The organism is Citrobacter sp. CK199 (assembly GCF_030333285.1).
GTDB classification, from domain to species: Bacteria; Pseudomonadota; Gammaproteobacteria; order Enterobacterales; family Enterobacteriaceae; genus Citrobacter_B; species Citrobacter_B koseri.
On sequence record NZ_JAOWGF010000021.1, the window covers coordinates 212,791 to 237,694 of the forward strand.

General features: G+C 56.7%; 17 protein-coding genes. 5 read left to right on the forward strand and 12 right to left on the reverse strand.

Annotation, left to right across the window (positions count from 1 at the left end):
* Positions 1-107: 107 nt before the first annotated feature.
* Genes bcsC through bcsR form a run of 6 tightly spaced genes read right to left on the reverse strand, consistent with a single transcriptional unit; the run spans position 108 to position 10,710 of the window.
* On the reverse strand, positions 108-3,692 hold the full coding sequence (bcsC, locus tag OGX75_RS02325; RefSeq protein WP_286450992.1) for a cellulose synthase complex outer membrane protein BcsC: 3,585 nt from the start codon (positions 3,690-3,692) through the stop codon (positions 108-110).
* Entirely contained in the window at positions 3,674-4,783 is a 1,110-nt protein-coding gene (gene bcsZ, locus OGX75_RS02330; protein WP_080750344.1) for a cellulose synthase complex periplasmic endoglucanase BcsZ, read from the reverse strand. The genes bcsC and bcsZ overlap by 19 nt, the downstream gene beginning before the upstream one ends.
* Positions 4,784-4,786: 3 nt before the next feature.
* The gene (gene bcsB / locus OGX75_RS02335; protein WP_286450993.1) at positions 4,787-7,138 is read right to left on the reverse strand and encodes a cellulose biosynthesis cyclic di-GMP-binding regulatory protein BcsB; all 2,352 of its coding nucleotides are present in this window, start codon (positions 7,136-7,138) and stop codon (positions 4,787-4,789) included.
* A gap of 10 nt (positions 7,139-7,148) precedes the next feature.
* Positions 7,149-9,755, reverse strand: coding sequence for a UDP-forming cellulose synthase catalytic subunit (bcsA, locus tag OGX75_RS02340; protein WP_104868057.1), 2,607 nt, complete (start codon positions 9,753-9,755; stop codon positions 7,149-7,151).
* Entirely contained in the window at positions 9,752-10,504 is a 753-nt protein-coding gene (gene bcsQ, locus OGX75_RS02345) for a cellulose biosynthesis protein BcsQ (RefSeq protein WP_012135662.1), read from the reverse strand. The genes bcsA and bcsQ overlap by 4 nt, the downstream gene beginning before the upstream one ends.
* 11 nt (positions 10,505-10,515) lie before the next feature.
* Positions 10,516-10,710, reverse strand: coding sequence for a cellulose biosynthesis protein BcsR (gene bcsR, locus OGX75_RS02350; protein WP_012135663.1), 195 nt, complete (start codon positions 10,708-10,710; stop codon positions 10,516-10,518).
* Positions 10,711-11,000: 290 nt separating this feature from the next.
* On the opposite strand from bcsR, the gene bcsE reads away from it, so the two are divergent.
* The 5 genes from bcsE (at position 11,001) to OGX75_RS02375 (ending at position 17,317) form a co-directional block, all read left to right on the forward strand.
* Complete coding sequence (gene bcsE / locus OGX75_RS02355) at positions 11,001-12,560, forward strand: cellulose biosynthesis c-di-GMP-binding protein BcsE (RefSeq protein ID WP_286450994.1); 1,560 nt, start codon at positions 11,001-11,003, stop codon at positions 12,558-12,560.
* A complete protein-coding gene (bcsF, locus tag OGX75_RS02360; protein ID WP_012135666.1) occupies positions 12,557-12,748 on the forward strand; it encodes a cellulose biosynthesis protein BcsF in 192 nt (63 codons plus the stop codon). Before bcsE ends, bcsF begins: the two co-directional genes overlap by 4 nt.
* The gene (gene bcsG, locus OGX75_RS02365) at positions 12,745-14,424 is read left to right on the forward strand and encodes a cellulose biosynthesis protein BcsG (RefSeq protein WP_049009740.1); all 1,680 of its coding nucleotides are present in this window, start codon (positions 12,745-12,747) and stop codon (positions 14,422-14,424) included. The genes bcsF and bcsG overlap by 4 nt, the downstream gene beginning before the upstream one ends.
* A 282-nt stretch (positions 14,425-14,706) precedes the next feature.
* Positions 14,707-15,903: a methionine gamma-lyase gene (megL, locus tag OGX75_RS02370; protein ID WP_012135669.1), complete on the forward strand. Its 1,197-nt coding sequence runs from the start codon at positions 14,707-14,709 to the stop codon at positions 15,901-15,903.
* A gap of 115 nt (positions 15,904-16,018) precedes the next feature.
* Positions 16,019-17,317: an aromatic amino acid transport family protein gene (locus OGX75_RS02375; RefSeq protein ID WP_283316761.1), complete on the forward strand. Its 1,299-nt coding sequence runs from the start codon at positions 16,019-16,021 to the stop codon at positions 17,315-17,317.
* Positions 17,318-17,350: 33 nt separating this feature from the next.
* Here the strand turns inward: OGX75_RS02375 and OGX75_RS02380 are convergent, their stop codons facing one another.
* The 6 genes from OGX75_RS02380 to dppA all read right to left on the reverse strand — a co-directional run bounded on the left by OGX75_RS02380 (position 17,351) and on the right by dppA (position 24,438).
* Positions 17,351-18,553 carry a sigma-54 interaction domain-containing protein gene (locus tag OGX75_RS02380; RefSeq protein ID WP_047460384.1) on the reverse strand — a complete coding sequence of 401 codons (1,203 nt, stop codon included), beginning with the start codon at positions 18,551-18,553 and terminating at the stop codon, positions 17,351-17,353.
* Positions 18,554-18,707: 154 nt separating this feature from the next.
* Positions 18,708-19,712: a dipeptide ABC transporter ATP-binding subunit DppF gene (gene dppF / locus OGX75_RS02385; RefSeq protein WP_012135673.1), complete on the reverse strand. Its 1,005-nt coding sequence runs from the start codon at positions 19,710-19,712 to the stop codon at positions 18,708-18,710.
* Entirely contained in the window at positions 19,709-20,692 is a 984-nt protein-coding gene (gene dppD, locus OGX75_RS02390) for a dipeptide ABC transporter ATP-binding protein (protein ID WP_012135675.1), read from the reverse strand. The genes dppF and dppD overlap by 4 nt, the downstream gene beginning before the upstream one ends.
* A 10-nt stretch (positions 20,693-20,702) precedes the next feature.
* Positions 20,703-21,605: a dipeptide ABC transporter permease DppC gene (dppC, locus tag OGX75_RS02395; RefSeq protein ID WP_012135676.1), complete on the reverse strand. Its 903-nt coding sequence runs from the start codon at positions 21,603-21,605 to the stop codon at positions 20,703-20,705.
* 9 nt (positions 21,606-21,614) lie between these two features.
* Positions 21,615-22,634, reverse strand: a complete 1,020-nt coding sequence (gene dppB / locus OGX75_RS02400) for a dipeptide ABC transporter permease DppB (RefSeq protein ID WP_199977263.1) — start codon at positions 22,632-22,634, stop codon at positions 21,615-21,617.
* 196 nt (positions 22,635-22,830) lie between these two features.
* Entirely contained in the window at positions 22,831-24,438 is a 1,608-nt protein-coding gene (dppA, locus tag OGX75_RS02405; protein ID WP_012135678.1) for a dipeptide ABC transporter periplasmic-binding protein DppA, read from the reverse strand.
* Positions 24,439-24,904: the final 466 nt, after the last annotated feature.

Genomic DNA, 24,904 nt, shown 5'->3' on the forward strand with positions numbered 1-24,904 from the left:
GCCTTATCCGGCCTACGAAAGAGCGCATTGCCAAATGGCGACGTGACCGCAAGCGCGCGTTGTAGGCCTGATAAGACGCGAATGCGTCGCCATCAGGCGTTCGGCGCTTACCAGTCCGCGTACGGCACCAGCGGCTGCGGCGGTAAATCCATATCGCCCTGCCATCCCGCAGCGGAATAACGCACATACAGCAGGAAATGGCTCGGCGTATAATCCTTCGCTTCCTGAATATCAATTGCCGTTCCGAGGAACCAGTTAGACGTCACCCGTCGCTCGATCAGCGCCCGCGCCGTATAACCAAAGCCCTGACTGCTGCCGCCGCCATTCGTCTGCGTGGCCGCCTCTTCGCGGTAATCCGTCGGGATCAGATTCATCAGCGGATAACGCGGCATGGTTTTGGTGCGTGAATGCGACCAGGATACCGAACCGCCCAGCTCCCACGACCAGTTTTCCGTACGCTGCCGCCACATCACCGGCACGGCGAACGACACATACTCCTGCGGACTGTAATAACCGCCATGCCCCAGCGAATACCCGCTCAGGTCTTTGTCGTAGTGCCAGATCATATTGTTCAGGCCGACGGTGACGCGACGGTTATTCTCATTGATGATTTTATAGTAATAGCCCGTCATCCAGCGCACGCGCCAGTTATCCGCGACGTTCTTACCAGTCAGTTGATCGCCGCTCAGCGAAGCCCAGACGCCGTTGGCTTCACCTTTGTCATAGCTCAGGCTCACACCGCCGCCGTCCGCACGCACGCCGCCCCATTTTGTGCCCGTGTTGCTCGGCGCGTCTTTCTGCCCGCCAAAGGCCAGCAGAGAGCTGGAGATTGGCCGACGGTGCGCGTTCAGCGTATAGCCCAGTGGCCCGATATCATTGCTGTAGCTCACGCCGCCAACCACATCGACAACGTTAAAGCCCATCGGCGTAGTCCCGATATCCCAGCTCCAGGTTTCGTTTTTCCAGCCGACCGCCACGCTCGTGCCGGTATCAGACTGGCTGCGGTTGCCGCTACAGTCATGCAGCGTACAGGTGCCCCAGTTCTTATCCCAGGTGCCGTCCGCACGGGTCGAGAAACTGCCGACATCCACGTTCACCAGGTCAGCACGGAAGAACATCCGGCCATCTGACAACGGCGCGTCAACCTGGAACATGGTGGTATGCGCTTTCAGATCGGAGTAGCCGCCGGTGCCGCTCGATCCCCAGTAATCATGCTCCAGCGTGACGTTCAGATCCTGCTGTCGGTATAAATCCGCCGCATCGCTGCGCACGCCGCGTTTTAGCCAGTCATCTTTCGCGTCATTACGGGTCAGGCGAGTAAAGGTGTCATTATCCTGCGGGCGGGTCGGCGTAATGCCGGAAGCCACCATCGCGTCTTTGTACGTCTCAAGCGCCTGCTGCGGTTCGCCGTTTTGCGCCTGAAAACCCGCCGCGTCGCGCAGCACCATCGCAGTTTCCATAGAAGGCGGCTGTGACTTCGCCTGTGGCACAATCGTGTTGAAGGTCTTCTGCGCCGCGACGGTATCGCCCAGTTGCGCCTGAGCCCGCGCCATACGGCGCTGCATATTGATGGACAGCGGCTCCCCGGTCGCCGGGGCGGGAAGTTTCGCCAGTTCCGCCCGCGCCGCCGCGTTATCGCCCTGCGCAATATAGACTTCCGTCAGGCCAAGTCGGGCATCGACATTACCCGGCTCCCGCGCCAGAACCGCATCATAGGCGGCGCGCGCCGAAGAATAATCGCGCCGCTGCTGCGCCCAGTCAGCAAGGGTTAAATCAATGCGCGTAGAGGCGGGCTGTTGGCGAAGCAGCGTTTCCGCTTCCCGCTCTTTGCCGCTATCACGCAGGCGGCTGGCGGTTTCCAGCACCTGATTATTTTGCAGCCTGTCCGCCAGTTCCTGAATATTGCTGTTCCACTGGCTACGCGGCAGATTATTGATATGCGCCATCGCCGCTCGATCCTGATCGTTGCCCGCGAGGTACAGCCCATAGGCATACACCTGATCCGGGTCGTTCGGTTTCTGACGCGCCAGCGCGCGCATGTGCGCATCGGCCTGGCTGCGCTGCCCGGCGTTCCACAGATCGCGGGACAAACGATACGTTACCCAGACGCTGCCGGGGTCCAGCGCCAGCCTGCGACGATGCAGTTCCGCCGCCTGCGCCCAGTTCCCCTGGTTTTCCAGCGCTTCGGCCTGCTGCGCCAGCCGGTCGTTTTCAAGGCTACGCTCAATATCATCAATACTTTGCCGCTGACGACTGGAGAGCGACGCGATAAACGCCGAGGCTTTCTCCGGGGACTGCTGACGATAGATATTCGCCAGGCCGCGCACGGCGTTGCTGTTGCCGCTGTCCATTCGCAGCGTCTGCTGATAGTAGCGCTCGGCGGCGGGATAATCTTTACGCGCCATCGCCACGTCGCCCAGCCCCAGCACGGCATAGCTGTCGGTATTGTCGATGCTCCTGGCCTGCCGGTAGAGGCGTTCCGCCTGGTCCGGGTTATTCGCTTTCAGCGCGGCGTCGCCCTGCTGAATCGCCAGCCAGTAGCGGTTTACCTTCAGCAGGCTTTCCCATTTGCCGCGACTGCTGCTGTTCGGGTCCATCGCAAGCGCTTTCTGGAACTGCGCCACCGCGCGGGCACGATCGCCGCGCTGCGAATAGGCCTGCCCCAGCGCGCCGACGGCTTCGCTGTCGCGGTGATCCGCGCTTACCGCCTGCTGCAATTCCGTTACGGCTTTGCCGCCCTGTCCGGCCTCCACCGCCGCCAGGCCTTGCGCTCTGGCTCTGAACGCCGGGTCGGAAAGCTGTTGCTGCTGTTCACTCAACTTGCTGCGCGCGGCATTGACGCTATCGCCTTCGCTAAACACCGTCAGGTATTTTTGCAGCGCTTTTACGCTGGCGTCGCTGGCAGGCAGATCTTTAATCTGCTGATACCAGAGGGCGGAAGCCGTCGTGCGCCCGGCGCTGGAATTCGCCATCTGCTCTAATACGGCAAATCCCTCATCGCGTCGCCCGCCGTCAAACAGCAACTGCGCCAGCGTGTTTTGCAGGGCGGTATTGCCCGGCGTACTGGCGTTAATTCTTTTAAGCTGATTAATCGCCTCGCTACGTCTCGCGGAAGATTTCGCCACCGTCGTCCAGTATTCCACCGCCAGATCGCCTTGCGGCGGATGACCTTTAAACAGCGCGTCGTAAGCGGCAATCGCTTCTTCGGTATGACCGGTGGTCGCCTGTAAACGCGCCTCCTGCAAGGACTGGCGCCCTTCCGGCGTGGAAAGCATCATCGTCGTGCGGGAGGATTGATACGCGCTGGAACTCGGCGCTAACTGGGAAAGCCTGTCGAGCTGTTTCTGCGCCCCGTCATTGTCGCCCTGGCGCAGCAGGTAGCGAAACCGGGCGGCGACCACTTCCGGGTTGTTCGGGTCGATCAGTTCCAGGCGATAAAGCGACTGGCGCACCAAATCCTCACGGTGCGAGGCTTCGCCTAACCGAACCTGTTGCAGCAACTGCTGTTGCGCGGAAGGCGCCGCCTCGGCGAATGGCATCCAGGCGATGCCGAGCGTTAGGCCGAGCACTGCCCGATGGCGACGCTTTAGCGTCTTATCCGGCCTACAATCAGCGGCATCCCGTAGGCCGGATAAGGCGTTACCGCCACCCGGCAAAATGAGATGGATGAGACTTAATTTGAACTTGCGCATTCCTGGCCCCAGTCAGGTAGTAATTCACCTTTAGCGGTGAAGCGAAAACGATGCTGATCCCATCCTTGTCCGAAAAGCGTTAGCACATAGCTATAGTAGGCATCGCTACCGGGAAAATTGTCCGCCACGCGCTGTCGCTGCACCGCCTGAGCATCACGGTTTTGCAGGAAAGGCAATAAAGAAGCCGAAAAGCCCACCGGCCCGTCGCCCTGAGCTTTACCACTGGCGACATCCACCTTCTCTGGCGGAACGCCGTTTTTTGTCGTCAGCGTCGCCATCGGTTTCAGGCGCGTCAGCAGCCGCGCTTTTTGCGGATCGCCGTCGTGCATCATCCCCGCCCATAAATAAACGCGGATGGCATCGTAACTGCTGACCAGCGTTTTTTCCGGTTTCAGCTGCCAGCCTTTGTCTTTTTCATAGCGCACCCAGTCCGGCGAGAACCCTTTCGGGGCGGTTTCCATCAGCAAACGCATATTAGTTTCACGCAGCGTGGTCCAGGGCGCGCCAAAGCGGGTAAAATATTGCGCCAGCTGCGGGGGTAGATAGCTCGGATTAAAGCGCCAGCGCGTCTTTTCCGCAAAACCCACGTTCCCCGGCAGCAGCATTGAACCCAGCCCCGGCACCGTTACCACCTCTTCACGCGCAATGCGTTTTAGCAGCGCGGCGCCAGTGTCGGTATAGCGCGACGTTTTCCATAAGCGCCCGGCTTCCAGCAGCGACCAGGCCATCCAGATATCGCCGTCGGAAGCGGAGTTTGCATCCAGCACCTCCCAGGTCGAGGGGTCTTTCTGCCCCCACAACCAGGCAGGCAGATGCGCCTGTAAGGAACCCTGCGCCAGGTTGTTTTGCGTCCAGTCGAGGATCAGGTCAAATGCCGGCCGATCGTTGGCGGCGAGGGCAAAGAACAGCGCATAGCTTTGCCCTTCCGACGTCGTGATTTTGCGCGCGTCGCTGGGGTCAATCACCCGTCCTTCCTGACTGATATAGTCCTTTTTGAACTGTATCCATGCCGGCCACGTACAGGCCGCCTGCACGCTGACGGTCGCCAGCATCAGGGCAGTTAACATCCATCCACGCAGCGCGTTCATCATCGATTACTCGTTATCGGGATCGAGTCGACGACGGCTGATAATGCGCAGCAGACGCCACAGAACCCAGGCCAACAGCACGACGCTAACCGCTGCCAGTATCGCCAGCAGCACCGGATGATTCGATAACGCGTACCAGAGGCGTTCGAACCACGGTAAATGCCCGACGTAGTAAATATCGCCCACCCGCAGGCTGTTGACGCCAGACTCGCGGATCACCGACACGGAGCCAAACATGGCGGCGCGTTTCCCGCTGTCGTTCATCGCTTCGGTCAGCAGTTCATACCCGCGCGGGCTGTCTGCCAGCAGCGCCACCACGCTACGCTGGTCGTTGAACGGCGACTGGAAGCCCACTACCGCCGCCATCGCGCCAGCAGAGGTGATGGTGGATTTCGCATCCGGCGCGCGGTCGGCCTCATCCGGCATGATGCTCGGGAAGGTCGTCTGGCGCATCGGCGTGTTCACCCAGCTTTGCGTCGCCTGTACCAGCAGGTCGATGCGTTTGTCATCTTTCAGTGCATCCGGGATTGTCCCGATCACCATAATATCCGCATCTTTACCCTGAATCTGGCGGCTATCGTCGGTGATATTCAGGTTAATCGACGGGAAACCGGTCTGCGCGCCAATCGTCCCGGTCACATCCAGCAGCGTTTCCATCTGCGCTTCGTTCGGTTTTTTCGGCATCACGGCAATGGTTTCTGAAAGGTCAGCCATCCGGCTGAACGGGAAGCCCGCGTTGGCGAAAGCGCGCAGATCCGGCATCGCGATAAAGTGATAATATTTCGAGAAATCAATGGTGGAGTCGTCGCCAATCACCACATGGTTTTGTACCGGCTGGAACGTCACGCAATTATCCACCGAGCCGCCCGGCATCGGGTTCATGTACTGGAAGTCAAAGCGCAGCTGGTTCATCGCCCCCAGCTTCAGCGCCGGGATCGACACGTCCGTTTTACCGTCAATCAGCCCCTGCAATACCGGCAAACGCAGCAGCAGGCGATTGCTTTCCTGGGTGCTGTTCAGGCTGAACGCTTGCAGGAACTGATCGTTCAGGCTGATATCCATACGCGAGCTGTCTTTGCTCGGCGGCGTGGTGTAACGGTAGTTGAGGTTCATATCAATACCGTTGCTGCGCAGCAGATAGAGATCCGGCGGCAGATTCAGCGACAGCGAAATCGCCGCAGGTTCCAGCCCGGTGGACTGGAGCTGCTCTTTATAGGTTTTCAGCTCGCCGAACGTCACCGCACGGTCAGTACGTACCCAGTTCGGCGCATCATAAGGTTTACGCGCCAGCAGAGGCTTCACCTCATCCACCACCACGCTGTCGCCACGGAACAGGATATTCCCTTGCGCAATGCCTTTCGCCGCCTGCAACAGATCGTTATCGTCGCGGCCAAAGACCACCAGCAGCTTCACATATGGGTTGTCCGGGTGGCTGATCATCTCAATCACCGGCGCTTTTACCGGCGGATGATCGCGCAGGAAATCAGGGCGCTTGTCGTTCGTGGCAAAGACGATGGCATTACGATCCGGCAGCGTGTTGTACATCACCGGGAAATGCTGGCCGCGCCAGCCTGCGCGCGAACCGAACCATGAAGAGACAATGGATGCCGCCTGCTGCTGCATCAGATCCGGCGAACCGGCAAAGACCACAGGCAGCGTAACCTGGCGGTTGTCCCGTGGATCGAAGAACGGCACCGGGAAGTGCGACAGATCGTTTTTCACCGGCAGGGTCTGGTACGTCAGATCCAGCACGCTGCTGCGGCCAACATCCAGCCAGAGCGTACTGCTGGCCGGGTTTTCGCAGACATCGCGATAGTGCCCGACGAACTCCAGCCGCACGCGGTTAAAATCGGTGATAAAGAGCGGGTTGATCGGCATCTGGGCCAGCGTCTTTTTGCCCAGTTGCTCTTTCGTGACCGGCAACACGCCCATCAGCTCATCATTGAGGTAGACCTTCAGCTGCGACTGGATCGGCAGCAACGACGGCGACGGGGTGTATTCCAGGTTCAGCATCGCTTTCGACACCACCTCGTCGCTGCGCATACCGAACTCAATGCTGCCATTCGGGTTCACACCACGCAGCACCATGCTGCCCGGCGGCGGCGCGATTTGCGCGAAAGTCAGCTTCACATCGCGGGAAGGCCCGTTTTGCGCCACCACGGGCGCATCGGCGCCCGGCACGCCCGGCATTACCTGGCCGACCGGCTGCTCCGGCGTTTCTGGCGCAGGCGCTGTCGGCGCTTGCGCTGGCTCAGCATTGATCAATGGTTGCGTTGCAGGCGTCGCATTCGTCATGAAAGTGGGGAAAGCGCTTATCCCCATAGCCACTGCATAAACCCAGGAAAGTTTTCTTTTCATCGCGTTATCATCATTGTTGAGCCATCACCTGATCCGGCTGCCGCTCCGGGCGACGCGGAATAAACGACACAATCCAGGAAACCAGCGTCGTCAGAGAACGGAAAATTACTTTGACGGAAGACGGAGCAAATTCCGCAAGATGGCGGTAGCCACGGAAGCCCAGCTTCAGAATATCCAGCAGGCTTTCCAGCGGTTTGTCTTCCGGGAAGCTGTCCTGCCAGAGCGCCCACGTATCCGCGCGGGCAAATGTGCACTGCACAAAGTCGATATGTTGTTTCGTGGTCATCGGCAGCAATTGCAGCCCGACCTCATTGCCCAACACGCGCACGACCTGAGTAGGAAAGACGTACTCTTGCTGGCCGCGTTTAAGCAATAAATTAACCTTTTGCCCTTCCAGCACCTGCGCCTGCCCGTTGATCCGAATCCCCAGGCCGCCGTCGGAGAAGTCATGCACGGTGCATGAGAACAGGTGGCCATCTTCACGGGCAATGGCCGCCGGCATGGAGATTTCAACGCGGTGCGCCCGGCGTACCTGCTTACTTTCCACAGAGACCGCCACCGCGCCACCCAGAATGATCAGGTTATAGAAAACCCACACCAGACTGACGATCACCGTGAGTATTTCGTTGGCGGGGCCGTAGTAGTAACGCCAGACGCCCACCACGACCCCCAGCAGGTTGAGCAGCACCAGGAAGATATAGGGCCGGGAAATCACCCAGTCGACATACTCTTCCTCTACCAGCCCGCCTTTCGCGGTAACGTTGAATTTCCCTTTATGCGGGTTGATCAGCGCCACCATCGTCGGCGGCGCGATATACCAGGCTAGCACCGTTTCGTAGATCTCACTCCAGAAGGAGTGGCGGTATTTCCCCTGAATCTTCGAGTTGGTGAGGCTGGCGTGAATCATGTGCGGCAACACAAACAGCGCAATCATCAGCGCGGGCGCATAGATGATATAGGCGTGCAGCAGCAGGAAAGCCAGCGGCGCCGTCAGGAAGATGAGCCGTGGAATACCCGATAAAAAGTGGAACATGGCGTTGACGTAACACAGACGCTGCGCCAGCTTTAAGCCTTTGCCGAACAGCGGGTTATCCAGACGGAAGATTTGCACCATGCCGCGCGCCCAGCGAATACGCTGCCCGATGTGCGCGGACAGGCTTTCCGTCGCCAGACCTGCCGCCTGTGGAATGCGCATATAGGCCGAGGTGTAGCCGCGACGGTGCAAGCGCAGCGAGGTATGCGCATCTTCGGTCACGGTCTCAACGGCAATGCCGCCAATCTCATCCAGCGGTTTACGGCGAATCACCGCGCACGATCCGCAGAAGAACGTCGCATCCCACATGTCGTTGCCATCCTGCACCAGCCCATAAAACAGCGTGCCTTCGTTCGGCGTTTTACGGAAACGACCGAGGTTGCGTTCAAACGGGTCCGGCGAGAAAAAGTGGTGCGGCGTCTGCATCATGGCGAGCTTTTTCTCTTTCAGGAACCAGCCCATCGTCATCTGCAGGAACGAGCGTGTCGGGACATGGTCGCAGTCAAAGATCGAGACAAACTCGCCTTTCGCGTATTTCAGCGCGTTATTGATGTTGCCGGCCTTGGCGTGTTCATGCGTGGTACGGGCGATATACTGTACGCCGACGGTCTGGGCAAACTGGCGGAACTCTTCGCGCCCACCGTCGTCAAGAATCCAGATGCTCAGCTTGTCTTTCGGCCAGTCGATGCCCAACGAGGCGTAAACGGTGTTTTTCACCACGCTGAGGTCTTCGTTGTAAGTCGGAATAAAAATGTCCACCGTCGGCCACTGCGCCATCTCTTTCGGTAGCGGCACGGGCTGGCGGTTAAGCGGCCAGACGACCTGGAAATACCCCAGCACCAGGACAATCCAGGCGTAGGTTTCCGCAAACAGCAAAATCAGCCCGCAAACCAGGCTCAGCGGGTCATCCCAGTTTAGCGTCGAGGTATAACGCCACCAGATATAACGGCATGACACCGTCAGCGACAGCACGATCAGCATCAGGGCGGAGAAACGCCCCGGTATCCGCCGCACCAGCAGCGCGACGCCCCACAGCAGTATCAGGAAGATAAACTGCGACAGCGGGTTAAACGGCTGGGTAATACAGATGATCGCCAGAATCAGGGAAAAGGTGACGATAACGCCGAGGATAAAGCGGCGCACCCCGTTGCTAAGATGGCCCAGCTCTTTTTCGCTTTCCAGGTGCGTGGTCTTTTTACTGACGCGGTCGGGCAGCGTGTCCATCCACTGATGATAGCGACCGCGCACGCCCAGCAGGCGGGAGAGCGACCGCCAGCGCGGTTCGACCTTCTTCTCTTTACGCGGCGAGAAGGCCATCAACCAGAGCGTTTGAATGGCATAGCGGGCCGGGTCCAGCGGACGCGGTCGGTTGGCGTTAATATGCGGATAGAGCGCTTTATGCTGCGCGCGAATGCGCTGCCAGCGCGGATGCTCAAGCGGAATAAAAATCCACGCCAGAATCACCCACAGGCAGCCCAGCATCGCACTGAACGGCGACGCGCCATGACGGCGATACCCTTGATAGCGCTCGCTCAGGCGTGCGCCGACCGGCGGAATGAGAAGCCACCGGGTCAGGATGTTCATGATGCGCTCCCGGCAGGGGCGCGATTGCCCGCATAGTGCAGCAAACACCAGTTTGCCAGCGTCAGCACCTCTTCTGCCGCCAGCGAATCGCCACGGTACTCGCCCAGCGGCTGTTTCGAAGCCATACACTCCGCCATCGCTTCATCGCGATGGATCACCATCGGCAGCAAACGACGCTGGCTTTGCAGCCAGACCTGGTACAGATCGTCCTGCAACTGGCTGGCAATGCGTAAATCGTTAATCAGAATATGCGCGCCCGTGGGCAGCGCCTGTTGATGCAGCCGGATATGGCAATTGGTGTCCGCTTTTACCACCGCCAGCGTATGATCGCAGAGACTGACCAACTGTTGCGTCAGCGGTGAGACGCCGTGGGGAAGATCCAGCAAAATCCACGAATAGCGTCGGCTCTCTTTCAGTTCGCGCAGGCCAGCGCAAATAGCTCCCAGCTTTTCCGCCCATTCCTGAGGATTCTCCCGCTCTTCCACCGTAAGCTGTCCGAACGGCAGCAGATCGAGCTGGGTGGTATAACGCAGTCCGGCATCGCGCCAGTCTTTACCGTCCAGCAGCGCCCTGGCCCAGCCGTCGCGATGGGCAAAATCGACATTGAATGACATACGCAGCAGGTTATCGGGGCTGGCATCAACGACCAGCACATTTTCCCCGAGTATTTGCAGCGCCCAGGCGAGCGCCGAAGTGATTGATGTGGTGCCTACACCGCCGCGCACGCCCTGCAATCCCAGAATGGACATCCCTGACTCCCTTATGATGGTTGTTGCGCAAATTCAGCCAATAAAGGCCAACGTTTAATCGCCGCAGCCAGCTGTTCGCGTTGGGAAATATCGGTATAGTCTATTTCGGGCAAGGAGAAAGCCTGACTTAACGCCAGAAAATCATTTTGAAAGGTATAGCCCAATGCTGAATCAAACTGAGAGTCAGGTTCGTTGTTGTTATACATTCTGTATTGTGTCCCTTTTGAATATACTCACCATGCTTCAGACAATTTTTCTGGCAGCATCCCCCCCTCTTCACTGTTAATCTTCAATGCAGGGGATCGTTCATTTCTCGCCTTTCCGTTACGCAAACTGTAAGAGTAAAGAAAACACCATGACCGAGGTCGCAAGGCTTCCTGCCCGCCGAATTGATTCATATGCTAAATCTGATGTGTTTTAATTTCAATGTTAGGTTTATTTCTGAGCTTTCGCTAGTAAACTGATAAACAGATAAAATAGCGACAAGAGGGACGCTGTGGACCCCGTATTTTCTATCGGCATCTCATCATTATGGGATGAACTACGCCACATGCCTGCCGGCGGTGTCTGGTGGGTTGACGCTGATCGCAATGAAGATGCCATCAGCCTGGTGAATCAAACGATTGCCTCGCAGGCAGGGAACGCGAAAGTCGCGGTCATTTGTATGGGCAGCGATCCGGGTGAATTAATCAAATTAGATGAATCTCACGGCCCGGAAAAAATCCAGTTATTTTCAATGCCGGATTCTGAAAAGGGGTTATACTTTTTGCCCCGCGATTTGCTTTGTTCTGTTGATCCTACACATTACTTTTTCATTCTTCTTTGCGCGAATAACGCCTGGCAAAATATATCAGGGGAACGCCTTCATCAGTGGCTGGAAAAAATGAATAAATGGACCCGGTTCCATCACTGTTCGCTTCTGGTTATTAACCCTGGAAATAATAATGACAAACAGTTCTCCCTGTTGATGGGGGAGTACCGTTCGCTTTTCGGCCTTGCCAGCTTACGTTTTCAGGGCGACCAGCATCTGTTCGACATCGCGTTCTGGTGCAGCGAAAAAGGGGTCAGCGCCCGGCAACAACTGACGCTGCGCCATAAAGATGCGCACTGGGAGCTGGCCCACAAGGAAGAGGCGAACATTCAGCCGCGCAGCGACGAAAAACGCATCCTCAGCAATATCACCGTTCTTGAAGGCGCTCCGCCGCTGTCGGAACACTGGGCGCTTTTTGATAATAACGAAACCTTGTTCAACGAGGCGCGAACTGCGCAGGCGGCGACGATCATCTTCTCCCTGACGCAAAATAGCCAAATCGAACCCATGGCGCGAAATATCCATACGCTGCGCCGCCAGCGCGGAAGCGCGCTGAAAATTATCGTCCGCGAAAATCTCGCCAGTTTGCGAGCAACCGACGAGCGACTGCTGTTAGGCTGCGGCGCGAATATGGTTATTCCGTGGAATGCGCCGCTTTCCCGCTGCCTGACGCTAATTGAAAGCGTGCAGGGACAGCAATTCAGCCGCTACGTCCCGGAAGAGATCGCCACACTCCTGTCGATGACGCAGCCCATGAAGCTGCGCGGTTTCCAGACATGGGACGTCTTCTGCGAAGCCGTACATAACATGATGAGCAACACGCTGCTGCCCGCTGACGGGAAAGGCGTGATGGTCGCATTGCGCCCGGTGCCGGGTATCCGCATCGAGCAGGCGCTGACGCTCTGCCGCCCAAACCGTACCGGCGATATCATGACTATCGGCGGCAACCGGCTGGTGCTGTTTTTATCATTCTGTCGGGTCAACGATCTGGACACTGCGCTGAACCATATCTTCCCGCTGCCGACCGGCGATATCTTTTCCAACCGCATGGTCTGGTTCGAAGATAACCAAATCAGCGCTGAACTCGTGCAAATGCGCCTGCTGTCGCCTGAACTGTGGGGCACACCGCTGCCGCTGACCCAGGGGCCGAACCCTGTGCTCAATGCCGAGCATGACGGGCGAGTCTGGCGACGTATTCCCGAACCCTTACGACTGCTGGATGACAGCGTGGAGCGCCCACAATGATGAACGTCAACGATATCATCCAGATCATCGTCTTTTGCGCGCTGATCTTTTTTCCTCTGGGCTATCTGGCGCGCCATTCGCTTCGCCGCATCCGTAACACAGCCCGACTGTTATTCGCCAGACCCCGTTATGTAAAACCCGCCGGAACCTTGCGCCGTGCAACAAACGTCAAGGCAGACAAAAAATGACTCAGCATACTCAAACCTCATCCATGCCTTCACCACTCTGGCAATACTGGCGCGGCCTTGCGGGCTGGAATTTCTACTTTCTGGTAAAGTTTGGCCTGCTCTGGGCGGGATATCTCAACTTCCATCCGTTGCAGAACCTGGTCTTCATGGCCTTTTTGTTAATGCCAGTCCCCAAACTCAGCCTGCACCGTCTGCGCCATTGGGTCGCTATCCCAATCGGCTTTGCGCTTTTCTGGCATGACACCTGGCTGCCTGGCCCACAAAGCATTATCAGTCAGGGCTCGCAGGTCGCGGGTTTTAGCGCGGACTATATGCTCGATCTGGTGACTCGCTTTATCAACTGGCAGATGATCGGCGCCGTGTTTGTGCTGCTCGTCGCCTGGCTGTTTTTATCGCAGTGGATTCGGGTCACTCTTTTTGTTGTCGCCATTATGATCTGGCTGAACGTGCTGACGCTGACAGGGCCAGTCTTTACGCTGTGGCCTGGCGGCCAGCCGACCGACACGGTGACGACCACCGGCGGCTCTGCGGCGGCGACGGTCGCAACGGCAGGAGACACCCCGGTGGTCGGCGATATCCCGGCGCAGACCGCGCCTCCGACCTCAGCCAATCTGAACGCGTGGTTGAACACCTTCTATAACGCGGAAGAAAAACGAAAAACGCCGTTCCCGACGGCGCTGCCGGCCGATGCGCAGCCGTTTGAACTGCTGGTGATCAACATCTGTTCCCTCTCGTGGTCTGATGTTGAAGCCGCAGGCCTGATGTCACATCCGTTATGGTCGCATTTCGATATTCTGTTTAAGCACTTTAACTCCGCCACCTCCTACAGCGGCCCGGCGGCGATCCGCCTGCTGCGCGCCAGCTGCGGCCAGTCGTCGCACACGAATCTGTATCAACCGGCAGGCAACGACTGCTACCTGTTTGATAACCTGTCGAAGCTGGGCTTCACGCAGCATTTGATGATGGGTCATAACGGCGAATTCGGCGGCTTCCTGAAAGAAGTGCGTGAGAATGGCGGTATGCAGACGGAGCTGATGGATCAAAAAGGGCTGCCCGTCACGCTGCTGGGCTTTGACGGTTCTCCGGTTTATGACGACACCGCCGTGCTCAACCGCTGGCTGGAAACCACCGAGAAAGATCAGAACTCGCGTAGCGCAACGTTCTATAACACGCTGCCGCTGCACGACGGAAACCACTTCCCTGGCGTCAGCAAAACGGCGGATTACAAAATTCGCGCGCAAAAGCTGTTCGATGAGCTGGACGCCTTCTTTACCGAGCTGGAGAAATCGGGCCGTAAAGTGATGGTGGTGATGGTCCCGGAACACGGCGGCGCGCTCAAAGGCGACAGAATGCAGGTTTCCGGGCTACGCGACATCCCCAGCCCGTCTATCACCAACGTACCGGCAGCGGTGAAATTCTTCGGTATGAAAACGCCTCATCAGGGCGCATCGATTGAGATTGACCAGCCGAGCAGCTACCTGGCGATTTCCGAACTGGTGGTGCGCGCCCTTGACGGCAAACTGTTTGTCGAAGACAACGTCAACTGGGATCAGCTCACCCGTGGGTTGCCGCAGACCGCACCGGTCGCTGAAAACGCCAACGCGGTGGTTATCCAGTATCAGGGTAAACCGTATGTGCGTCTGAACGGCGGCGACTGGGTGCCTTATCCGCAGTAAACGAAAAAGGCCTGATGGCGCTACGCTTATCAGGCCTACAGGTCAGGCACAATCTCCTGAAATTATGCCGATTTGTAGGCCGGATAAGACGCTTTCGTCGCCATCCGGCAAAACTCGCGCAAGCGCCGCAACACGCTGGAAAGATTCTTGCCAGCTGGCAACTTTTCTGACGACCCGTAAAAAACGAAACCCACTAACTCTTTGATATATAAAAACTCCTTTTCTGGCACAGCGATTGCTATTTGAGTGTGAGCTGTTCTGTTCCGAATCAAAGGAGATATCATGTCTGACTGTCGTACTTACGGATTCAACACCCAGATCGTTCACGCGGGGCAACAACCCGATCCTTCAACTGGCGCGCTCAGTACGCCAATCTTCCAGACGTCGACGTTTGTTTTCGACAGCGCCGAACAGGGGGCCGCCCGCTTTGCGCTCGAAGAGTCCGGGTACATTTACACCCGCCTGGGCAACCCCACGACGGACGCGCTGGAGAAAAAGCTGGCGGTACTGGAAAGAGGCGAAGCGGCGCTGGCGACCGCGTCCGGCATTTCCGCCATCACCACCACGCTGCTGACGCTCTGTGAGCAGGGCGATCACATTGTCTCAGCCAGCGCGATTTATGGCTGCACGCACGCATTTTTGTCGCACAGCATACCGAAGTTCGGTATTGACGTGAGTTTCGTTAATGCCGCCAACCCGGATGAGATCCGCGAAGCCATCCGCCCGGAAACCAAAGTGGTGTACATCGAAACGCCTGCCAACCCAACGCTCTCCCTGGTCGATATCGAAACGGTCGCCGGGATCGCCCATCAGCGGGGCGTGCTGTTGGTTGTGGATAACACCTTTATGTCGCCGTACTGCCAGCAACCCCTGCTCCAGGGAGCCGATATCGTGGTTCACAGCGTCACGAAATACATCAACGGACACGGGGATGTTATTGGCGGGGTCATCGTCGGCAAGCAGGAGTTTATCGATCAGGCGCGGTTTATCGGGCTGAAGGATATCACCGGCGGCTGCATGAGCCCCTTTAACGCCTGGCTGACGCTGCGCGGCGTGAAGACGCTGGGGATTCGTATGGAGCGCCACTGCGAGAACGCGCTGAAAATCGCCCGTTTCCTGGAAAGCCATCCGAAGATTACCCACGTCTGGTATCCGGGGCTTCCTTCGCACCCGCAGTATGAACTTGGCAGACGCCAGATGAGCCTGCCCGGCGGCATTATCAGCTTCGAAATCGCGGGTGGCCTGGAGGCTGGCAGACGCATGATCAATTCGGTAGAATTGTGCCTCCTCGCGGTCAGTCTCGGTGATACCGAAACCCTCATTCAGCACCCTGCGTCTATGACACATTCGCCTGTTGCGCCAGAGGAACGGCTTAAAGCAGGTATTACCGACGGGCTAATCCGTCTTTCTGTGGGTCTTGAAGATCCAGAAGATATTATTAACGACCTTGAACACGCCATCAGAAAGGCGACATTCTGACCATTACGGTCGGAGCTGGCCTGCGTCGGCTCCGGCTGTTGAGAATCAAGGCACAACGGCCTGGCTATACGCATCATCCTTCCCGGGGTGACGCGTATTTTGGGCAGGGGGCTCTATGCAGGACAACACATTACAATTAAGCAACAGTAAAGCGACCACCGCAGCGTTCTCAAAAAAACTACCGTTTACGAAATACGATTTTGGCTGGGTGCTGTTATGTATCGGCATGGCCATTGGCGCCGGAACGGTGCTAATGCCGGTACAGATTGGGCTAAAAGGAATTTGGGTCTTTATCACCGCGTTTATTATCGCCTACCCCGCAACCTATATCGTGCAGGATATTTACTTAAAGACGTTATCAGAAAGTGAAACCTGTAATGACTACACCGATATTATCAGTCATTACCTGGGGAAAAACTGGGGCGTCTTCCTCGGCGTGATCTACTTTTTGATGATTATCCACGGCATTTTTATCTACTCTTTATCCGTGGTTTTCGACAGCGCGTCGTACATTAAGACCTTCGGTCTGACCGATGCCGATCTCTCGCAGTCCATCCTCTATAAAGTGGCGATCTTCGCCGTACTGGTCGCTATCGCCTCCGGTGGAGAAAAGCTGCTGTTTAAAATCTCCGGCCCTATGGTGGTGGTAAAAGTAGGCATCATCCTGATCTTCGGTTTCGCAATGATTCCGCACTGGAACTTCAGCAATATTACGGCCTTCCCGCAGGCGTCGGTCTTCTTCCGCGATGTGCTGCTCACCGTGCCCTTCTGTTTTTTCTCGGCGGTGTTTATTCAGGTGCTGAACCCAATGAACATTGCCTACCGCAAACGAGAAGCCGACAGGGTGCTGGCGACGCGCATGGCCATCCGTACCCACCGCATCAGCTATATCACGCTGATTGCCGTGATCCTGTTCTTCTCGTTTTCGTTTACCTTCTCCATCAGCCACGAAGAAGCCGTTTCCGCCTTTGAGCAGAATATCTCCGCGCTGGCATTGGCTGCGCAGGTCATTCCCGGACAGATCATTCATTTCACCTCAACGGTACTGAATATCTTTGCGGTTCTCACCGCCTTCTTCGGTATTTACCTGGGTTTTCATGAAGCGATTAAGGGCATCATTCTCAACGTGCTGAGCCGGGTTATCGACGTGGAGAAGATCAATCCGCTGGCGCTGACGCTTGGCATCTGTACCTTTATCGTTATCACGCTGGTCATTTGGGTATCGTTCCGCGTCTCGGTGCTGGTGTTCTTCCAGTTGGGCAGCCCGCTGTACGGCATTGTGTCGTGCATCATCCCTTTTTTCCTGATCTATAAAGTCACGCAACTGGAAAAACTGCGCGGCCTGAAAACCTGGCTGATTCTGCTGTATGGGATTTTGCTGTGCCTGTCGCCGCTCCTGAAGCTGATTGAATAACGCGTTCCGTGCGCCGTCGATTCCTGGCGGCGCTTAACTTACCCCCTCCAGTTGGTAGCTGCGTATTTTATTCAGCACCGTCGTGTGCGAAACCCCCAACGCTTTCGCGATATGCCGGGAGGAGACATTCTCTTCCACCATCTGCTCAATCAGCTGCCGCTCAGCATGTTGCACCTGCTCTTTGAAGGGACGGTCGGGATGCCCCGGCAACGCTTGTGACACCGTTGAAAGCCCCAAATCATCGCAGGTGATGACATCACTTTCTGACATCAGCATCAGACGGATAATGGTGTTCTCCAGTTCGCGAACGTTGCCCGGCCAGTGGTGGTGACGCAGTGACTCAAAACAGGCTTTGTCCAGTATCAGCCGCCGTTGAAACTCTTTGGCATATTTCTGTACAAAATGGCGGATCAGTAAAGTGATATCCGAAGGGCGCTCGCGCAACGGCGGAATCGTGAGCGTCAGTACGTTAATGCGATACCAGAGATCGGCGCGCAGCAGGCGCTGTTCGACCATCTCTTCCAGATTCGCGTTGGTGGCGACAATAATACGCGCGTTAACCGGGATCACCTGCGCCCCGCCGACGCGGCGGATGCCGCCGTCCTGAAGCACCCGCAGCAGCTTGGCCTGTAAATTCAGCGGCATTTCGCCAAATTCATCAAGAAACAGCGTTCCCTTATCCGCCATTTCAAACAACCCTTTTTTCCCTCTGCCGTCCGCACCGCTGAACGCCCCTTTTTCATAACCAAAAAGTTCGCTCTCCATCAATGCCTCAGGCAGCGTTGAGCAGTTGACGGGGATAAACGGATAAAAGCGCCGCTGCCCGGAATTATGAATGGCGCGCGCCAGCAACTCTTTACCCGTGCCGGTCTCACCACGGATCAGGACGGTATATTTGCTGTCAGCGATTTTTAGCGCTTTTTCAATCAGCACCTGCATACTCTGGCTGCTACAGATAATGTCGGAGAAATAGCGCGGTCGCGTCAGTTCGGGCGTGGTCAGTTCAGAAAGATTCTCTGAGAGATAAGCGACATTAATAATGTCGGCATGTTGATTGAGGCAGGTCTGGACGCTGGAAATATCCTGCAACTGGCGGCACCAGGATTTAATCAGAATCCGACCCGGCGTGACCTTCATGGAGATAATATTAATATCGCGGCAGGAAAACTCCTTGAGGACATCCTCAACCATAGACAGACGATCGATTGTTTTAATATCCCAGCGTATCGTGACCACGTTGGCTCCAGATATTTCTGTGGCAATCAGAAATCTGCTTACATTCTAGTCGCTATGGGATAATGTTCTGCCGATGGACTCACATTGTGGAGCCAAAAAAGGAATATAAAAAAACCGGAGCACAAGGCTCCGGTTATGAAGCAATAACCAACAGTTATTGCTGTCGGTTCTCATCCTGATCGACGGCGAAACAGGCCACCAGTTGACCGCCGTAATCTTTAAGCTGCGGCTGCAACTGGGTGCAGGGGCCAAAGCGACGACGGCAACGGGCGTTGAAGGCGCAGCCCGGCGGCGGATTCAGCGGGCTTGGCAGCTCGCCGGTCAGCTTGATGCGCTCGCGGCGGTCATCCGGGTTCAAACGCGGCGTCGCGGAGAGTAGCGCCTGCGTATACGGATGGCGCGGGTTGGTAAAGATCTGCTCCTTCGTCCCTTTCTCCACGCAGCGGCCGAGATACATCACCATCACCTCATCGGCAATGTGTTCGACCACCGACAGGTCGTGCGAGATAAAGACGTAAGACAGCCCCAGCTCCTGCTGCAAATCCATCATCAGGTTCAACACCTGCGCGCGCACGGAAACGTCCAGCGCGGAGACGGGTTCATCGGCGATCACCACGTCCGGGTCAAGCATCAGACCGCGGGCGATAGCAATACGTTGACGCTGGCCGCCGGAAAACATGTGCGGGTAGCGATCGTAATGCTCGGTTTTAAGGCCGACTTTCGCCATCATCGCCAGCGCTTTTTCACGACGCTGCTCTTTGCTGAGCGAGGTGTTGATCAGCAGTGGCTCTTCCAGAATCTGCCCCACTTTCTTACGCGGGTTCAGCGAACCATACGGGTTCTGGAACACAATCTGGATTTTCTGCCGACGCAGTTTTTGCGCCTGCGGATCGTGCCTGAGCAGATCCTGCCCCTGATAATACAGTTCTCCGCCGGTCGGCGTTTCAATCATCGTCAGCAGGCGGCCCAGCGTGGATTTCCCGCAGCCGGACTCGCCCACGACCGCCAGCGTTTTGCCGCGCTCAAGGGTGAACGATACGCCATCCAGCGCTTTTACCAGGCGCTCGGGCGCAAACAGCCCCTTCTTCACCGGGTAGTGTTTTTTCAAATCGATGGCCTGCAACAGCGGCTGTTGCAAGGTGGCCTCGTGCGTACTCATAGTGTGGGCCTCCCGGCATCATCGAGTGGATAGTGGCATTTGGACTGGCGGCCGTCGCCGAGCAGATTCAGATCCGGCTCTTCGCTACGGCACTTATCCGTGGCATACGGGCAGCGCGGGTTCAACAGACAGCCGTTCGGGCGGTCATATTTTCCCGGCACCACGCCCGGCAGCGACGCCAGGCGCGCTTTATCCTGCGCGAATTCCGGCAGTGCGCGCAGCAACGCCTGCGTATACGGATGACGCGGCGCGCGGAAGATATCGTGCGCCGCCCCTGTCTCTACCACCTGTCCGGCATACATTACGATGATTTTATGCGCGGCTTCCGCCACCAGCGCCAGATCGTGAGTAATCAGCACCAGCGCCATATTTTCTTTCTGCTGCAATTCCAGCAACAGTTCGATGATTTGCGCCTGGATGGTCACGTCCAGCGCAGTGGTCGGTTCATCGGCAATCAGCAGTTTCGGACGACAGGCAATCGCCATGGCAATCATCACGCGCTGGCTCATCCCACCGGACAACTGGTGCGGATAGACATCCAGACGCGACGCCGGATCGGGAATCCCCACCTGAGTCAGCAGGTCAATCGCCCGCTGCCGACGGGTTTTCCTGTTGCCGCCCTGATGCACCTTAATCGCTTCCATAATCTGGAAACCTACGGTGTAGCACGGGTTCAGGCTGGTCATCGGGTCCTGGAAGATCATCGCCACTTCCGCGCCCACCAGGTTGCGGCGCTCTTTCTCAGAGATGCGCTGCAAGTCCTGGCCGTTGAATTCCAGTTTTTCCGCCATCACGCGGCCCGGGAAGTCAATCAGCCCCATAATCGCCAGCGAGCTAACCGATTTACCGGAGCCGGACTCGCCGACGATACCAACGACTTCGCCCTGATTTACGCTGTAGCTTACGCGGTCTACCGCGCGAAACGGCGTACCTTCGTCACCGAAGTGCACCGATAATTTATCTACGTTTAATAACGCCATCTCGAACCTCTTACTGCTTCAGTTTGGGATCGAGCGCGTCACGCAGACCGTCACCCATCAGGTTAAATGCCAGCACCGTCAGCAGGATCGCCAGACCCGGGAAGGTCACGACCCACCAGGCACTTTGTGCGAACTGCAACACGTCGGAGAGCATAGTGCCCCACTCCGGTGTCGGCGGCTGCGCACCCATGCCGAGGAAGCCCAGGGCGGCCATATCGAGAATGGCGTTAGAGAAACCGAGCGACGCCTGAACGATCAGCGGCGCAAGGCAGTTCGGGAAGATATTGACGAACATCTGGCGCATCGCGCCTGCGCCCGCCACGCGGGAAGCGGTAACGTAATCGCGGTTCACCTCCACCAGCACGGCGGCGCGGGTCAGACGCACGTAGTGCGGGAGCGCCACAAAGGTCAGCGCCAGCGCGGCGTTACCGATAGAGGGGCCAAAGATCGCCACCAGCACCAGCGCCAGCAGCAGGCTTGGCAGCGCCAGCATGATATCGACGACGCGCATGATGATGTTATCAACAATGCCGCCGAAGTAACCCGCAACCAGGCCGAGCACAATCCCCATCACCAGCGACAGCACCACCACCAGGCAGCCCACCAGCAGCGACAGACGTGCGCCATACATCAGGCGCGACAACACATCGCGACCGACATCATCCGTTCCCAGCAGGTGCGCGATACTGCCGCCTTCCTGCCACGCAGGCGGCGCCAGCAGCACATCGCGGAACTGATCTGCCGGGTTATACGGCGCGATGACGTTCGCGAACACCGCAATCAGGATCATGATGACGACATACGCCAGACCGACAACCGCACCCTTGTTGCGTTTAAAATAGTGCCAGAACTCCTGCAACGGGGTCATCGGCACCGGTGCAGAGATAACTTTATTTTCAGTAACCTGTGACATGATGGCCCCTTACTTCTTATGACGAATACGCGGGTTCACCACGCCGTACAGCAGGTCGACCAGCAGGTTGACGAGAATAATCATCGTCGCTACCAGTAACACCCCGCCCTGTACGACCGGATAATCGCGTCGTTGCAGCGCATCAATCAGCCAACGGCCAAGGCCAGGCCACGAGAAGATGGTTTCGGTCAGGATCGCCCCTGCCAGCAGCGTCCCCACCTGCAAACCGATCACGGTCACGACCGGCAGCATCGCGTTACGCAGCGCGTGTACGATGATGACGCGCATCCTTGTGAGACCTTTGGCGCGCGCGGTACGGATATAATCTTCACCCAGCACTTCCAGCATGGAGGAGCGGGTCATACGCACGATAACCGCCAGCGGTATCGTACCGAGCACCATCGCAGGCAGGATCATGTGCGCGACAGCATCAATAAAGTTGCCCTCTTCGCCCCAGATAGCCGTGTCAATCAGCATAAAGCCGGTTAATGGATTGGTGTCGTCAAGGAACACCATATCGCTGACGCGCCCGGAAACCGGCGTCAGGTTCCATTGCACTGATACCAGCATGATCAGCATCATGCCCCACCAGAAGATAGGCATAGAGTAACCGGTCAGCGCCAGGCCAACAGCGGTATGATCGAAAATGGAACCGCGCTTCACGGCGGCCAGCACGCCGACCGGAATTCCTACTGCGGTGGCGAAAATCATGGCGCAGACGCCAAGTTCCAGCGTCGCTTTAAAGCGAGGCACGAACTCGTCCCACACCGGCAAACGGCTTTTCAGCGAGATGCCCAAATCGCCATGCATCACCCCCCAGATGTAATGGAGGTACTGCTGCCACATCGGTTTATCCAGACCGAGTTCAGCCAGCAGTTGAGCATGACGCTCAGGAGAGATACCACGTTCACCTGCCATGATCATGACCGGATCGCCCGGGATCATATGGACGAAGGCAAAGGTGAGAAGGGTGATACCGATAAACGTGGGGATGACGAGTCCCAAACGTCGGAGGATGAACTGCAACATAACCCGGATTCTCTCTAATGACGCGCCGCCTGGTGACAGTGCGTCTGTATTGCTCACAAATCTTATCCCACGGCATACGCCGCCGTGGGGTAAAGCATTACGCCGGGTGGCGCTGCGCTTACCCAGCCTACGATCGTAGGTTCGTGCAAACGCAGCGCCGCCGGGCATGGGGTGCTCAGGCACCCCTGGCTTTTAATTATTCGACAGAGACGTTTTCAAAGTGGTGTTTGCCCAGAGGATCAACCACATAGCCTTTGACTTCTTTACGCACAGGTTCGTACACAGTGGAGTGAGCGATGATCAGCGCAGGCGCCTGGTCATGCATCACCACCTGAGCCTGTTTGTAGAGTTCAACACGCTTGTTGTGGTCGTCAGTGGCGCGCGCCGGTTGAATCAAGTCTTCAAACGGCTTGTAGCACCAGCGAGAGTAGTTGGAACCGTCTTTCGCCGCAGCGCAGCTAAACAGGGTCGCGAAGAAGTTATCCGGGTCCCCGTTATCACCGGTCCAGCCCATCATCACCGCCTGGTGTTCGCCTGACTTCGCACGCTTGAGGTATTCACCCCACTCGTAGGTGACAATTTTGGCCTGTACGCCAATCTTCGCCCAATCAGCCTGAATCATCTCAGCCATACGGCGAGCGTTCGGGTTGTACGGACGCTGTACCGGCATCGCCCACAGTTCAACGGTGAAGCCTTTATCCTGGCCCGCTTCTTTCAGCAGCGCTTTGGCTTTTTCTGGATCGTAGTTGTAGTCTTTAACGTCGTCGTTATAGCCCCACATGGTCGGCGGAATCAGGTTCTTGGCTTCAACGCCCGCACCCTGATAAACCGCTTTAATGATCGCTTCTTTGTTCACCGCGTAGGTCAGCGCCTGACGGACTTTCACGTCATCAAACGGTTTCTTCTCGGTGTTGAAAGAGAGGTAGCCGACGTTCAGACCCGCCTGCTCCATCAGGTTGATGTTTTTGTCCTGCTTCATGCGCGCGATGTCCGCCGGGTTCGGGTACGGCATCACCTGGCACTCATTTTTCTGTAGCTTGGCGTAACGCACGGACGCGTCAGGCGTAATGGAGAACACCAGACGGTCGATCTGCGGCTTGGTGCCCCAGAAACCATCAAACGCTTTATACAGAATGCGGGAGTCTTTCTGGTACTGCAACAGCTGGAACGGCCCCGTACCGATTGGGTTCAGATCCACTTTCTCCGGCGTACCAGCTTTCAGCATGTTGTCAGCATATTCTTTAGAGAGGATGGAGGCGAAGTCCATCGCCAGATCAGCGAGGAACGGCGCTTCTGGACGGGTCAGCACGAACTGAACGGTGCTATCGTCCACTTTCTTCACTTCACTTATCAGGTCTGGCAGACCCATCCCTTCGAAGTATTCATAGCTGCCGCCAGACACTTTGTGGTACGGGTTTTCGGCATTTTTCTGACGATCGAACGAGAACACCACGTCATCGGCGTTGAAATCGCGCGTCGGTTTAAAGTCTTTGCTGTCCTGCCACTTCACGCCCTGACGCAGGTGGAAGGTGTAGGTTTTGCCGTCTTCGCTGACATCCCACTTCTCAGCGAGGCCTGGAATAACTTCGGTTGTACCGATTTTAAATTCCACCAGACGGTTATAGATAGGTACTGAGCTGGCGTCATAGGTGGTGCCGGAGGTAAACAGCTGCGGGTTGAAGCCTTCTGGAGAACCTTCTGAACAATAAACCAGAGTTTTAGCCTGTACACTTGCTGCGACGGTCATGGCCACCAGGCTCAGACCAAGCTTCAGCATCCCTGACTTCTTCAAGGAAATACTCATTCTTCTGCTCCAAATGTGATGTTGTTGTTTTACCCTTTGCAGTGGGTTTGCACCGCCTGGCCTTTTTTGTTTTTTACCCGGCCGGGTCGGCGTTAAGAGGATGGGGATTCCGTTCACATAAGCGCCTGAGTTGCAGTGCGGATTCTCCATGAAATGCCCCTCATGCCCTACAATCTGTCAACAGAATGTGAAAACGTCAATACAGGCAACCATGATTTACAACAACGGTGAGAATTCACAAACAAAGATTAAAAAAACTTCAAACGACTATTTTCAGCAGGGAAATTTGTGCTACTCCGTTAACACCAGAATTAATCGCTTCATATTTCGCAACATTTGGTGATTAACGTTTGTGCAGATTGTGAAAAATTTCTGACGAAATGCTGCATATCTGAGCGATTAATATCACGAACGCTAAAACGCACAGCGGAAAATGCTGGGCTCAGCCATAAGTAACGCAAAAAAA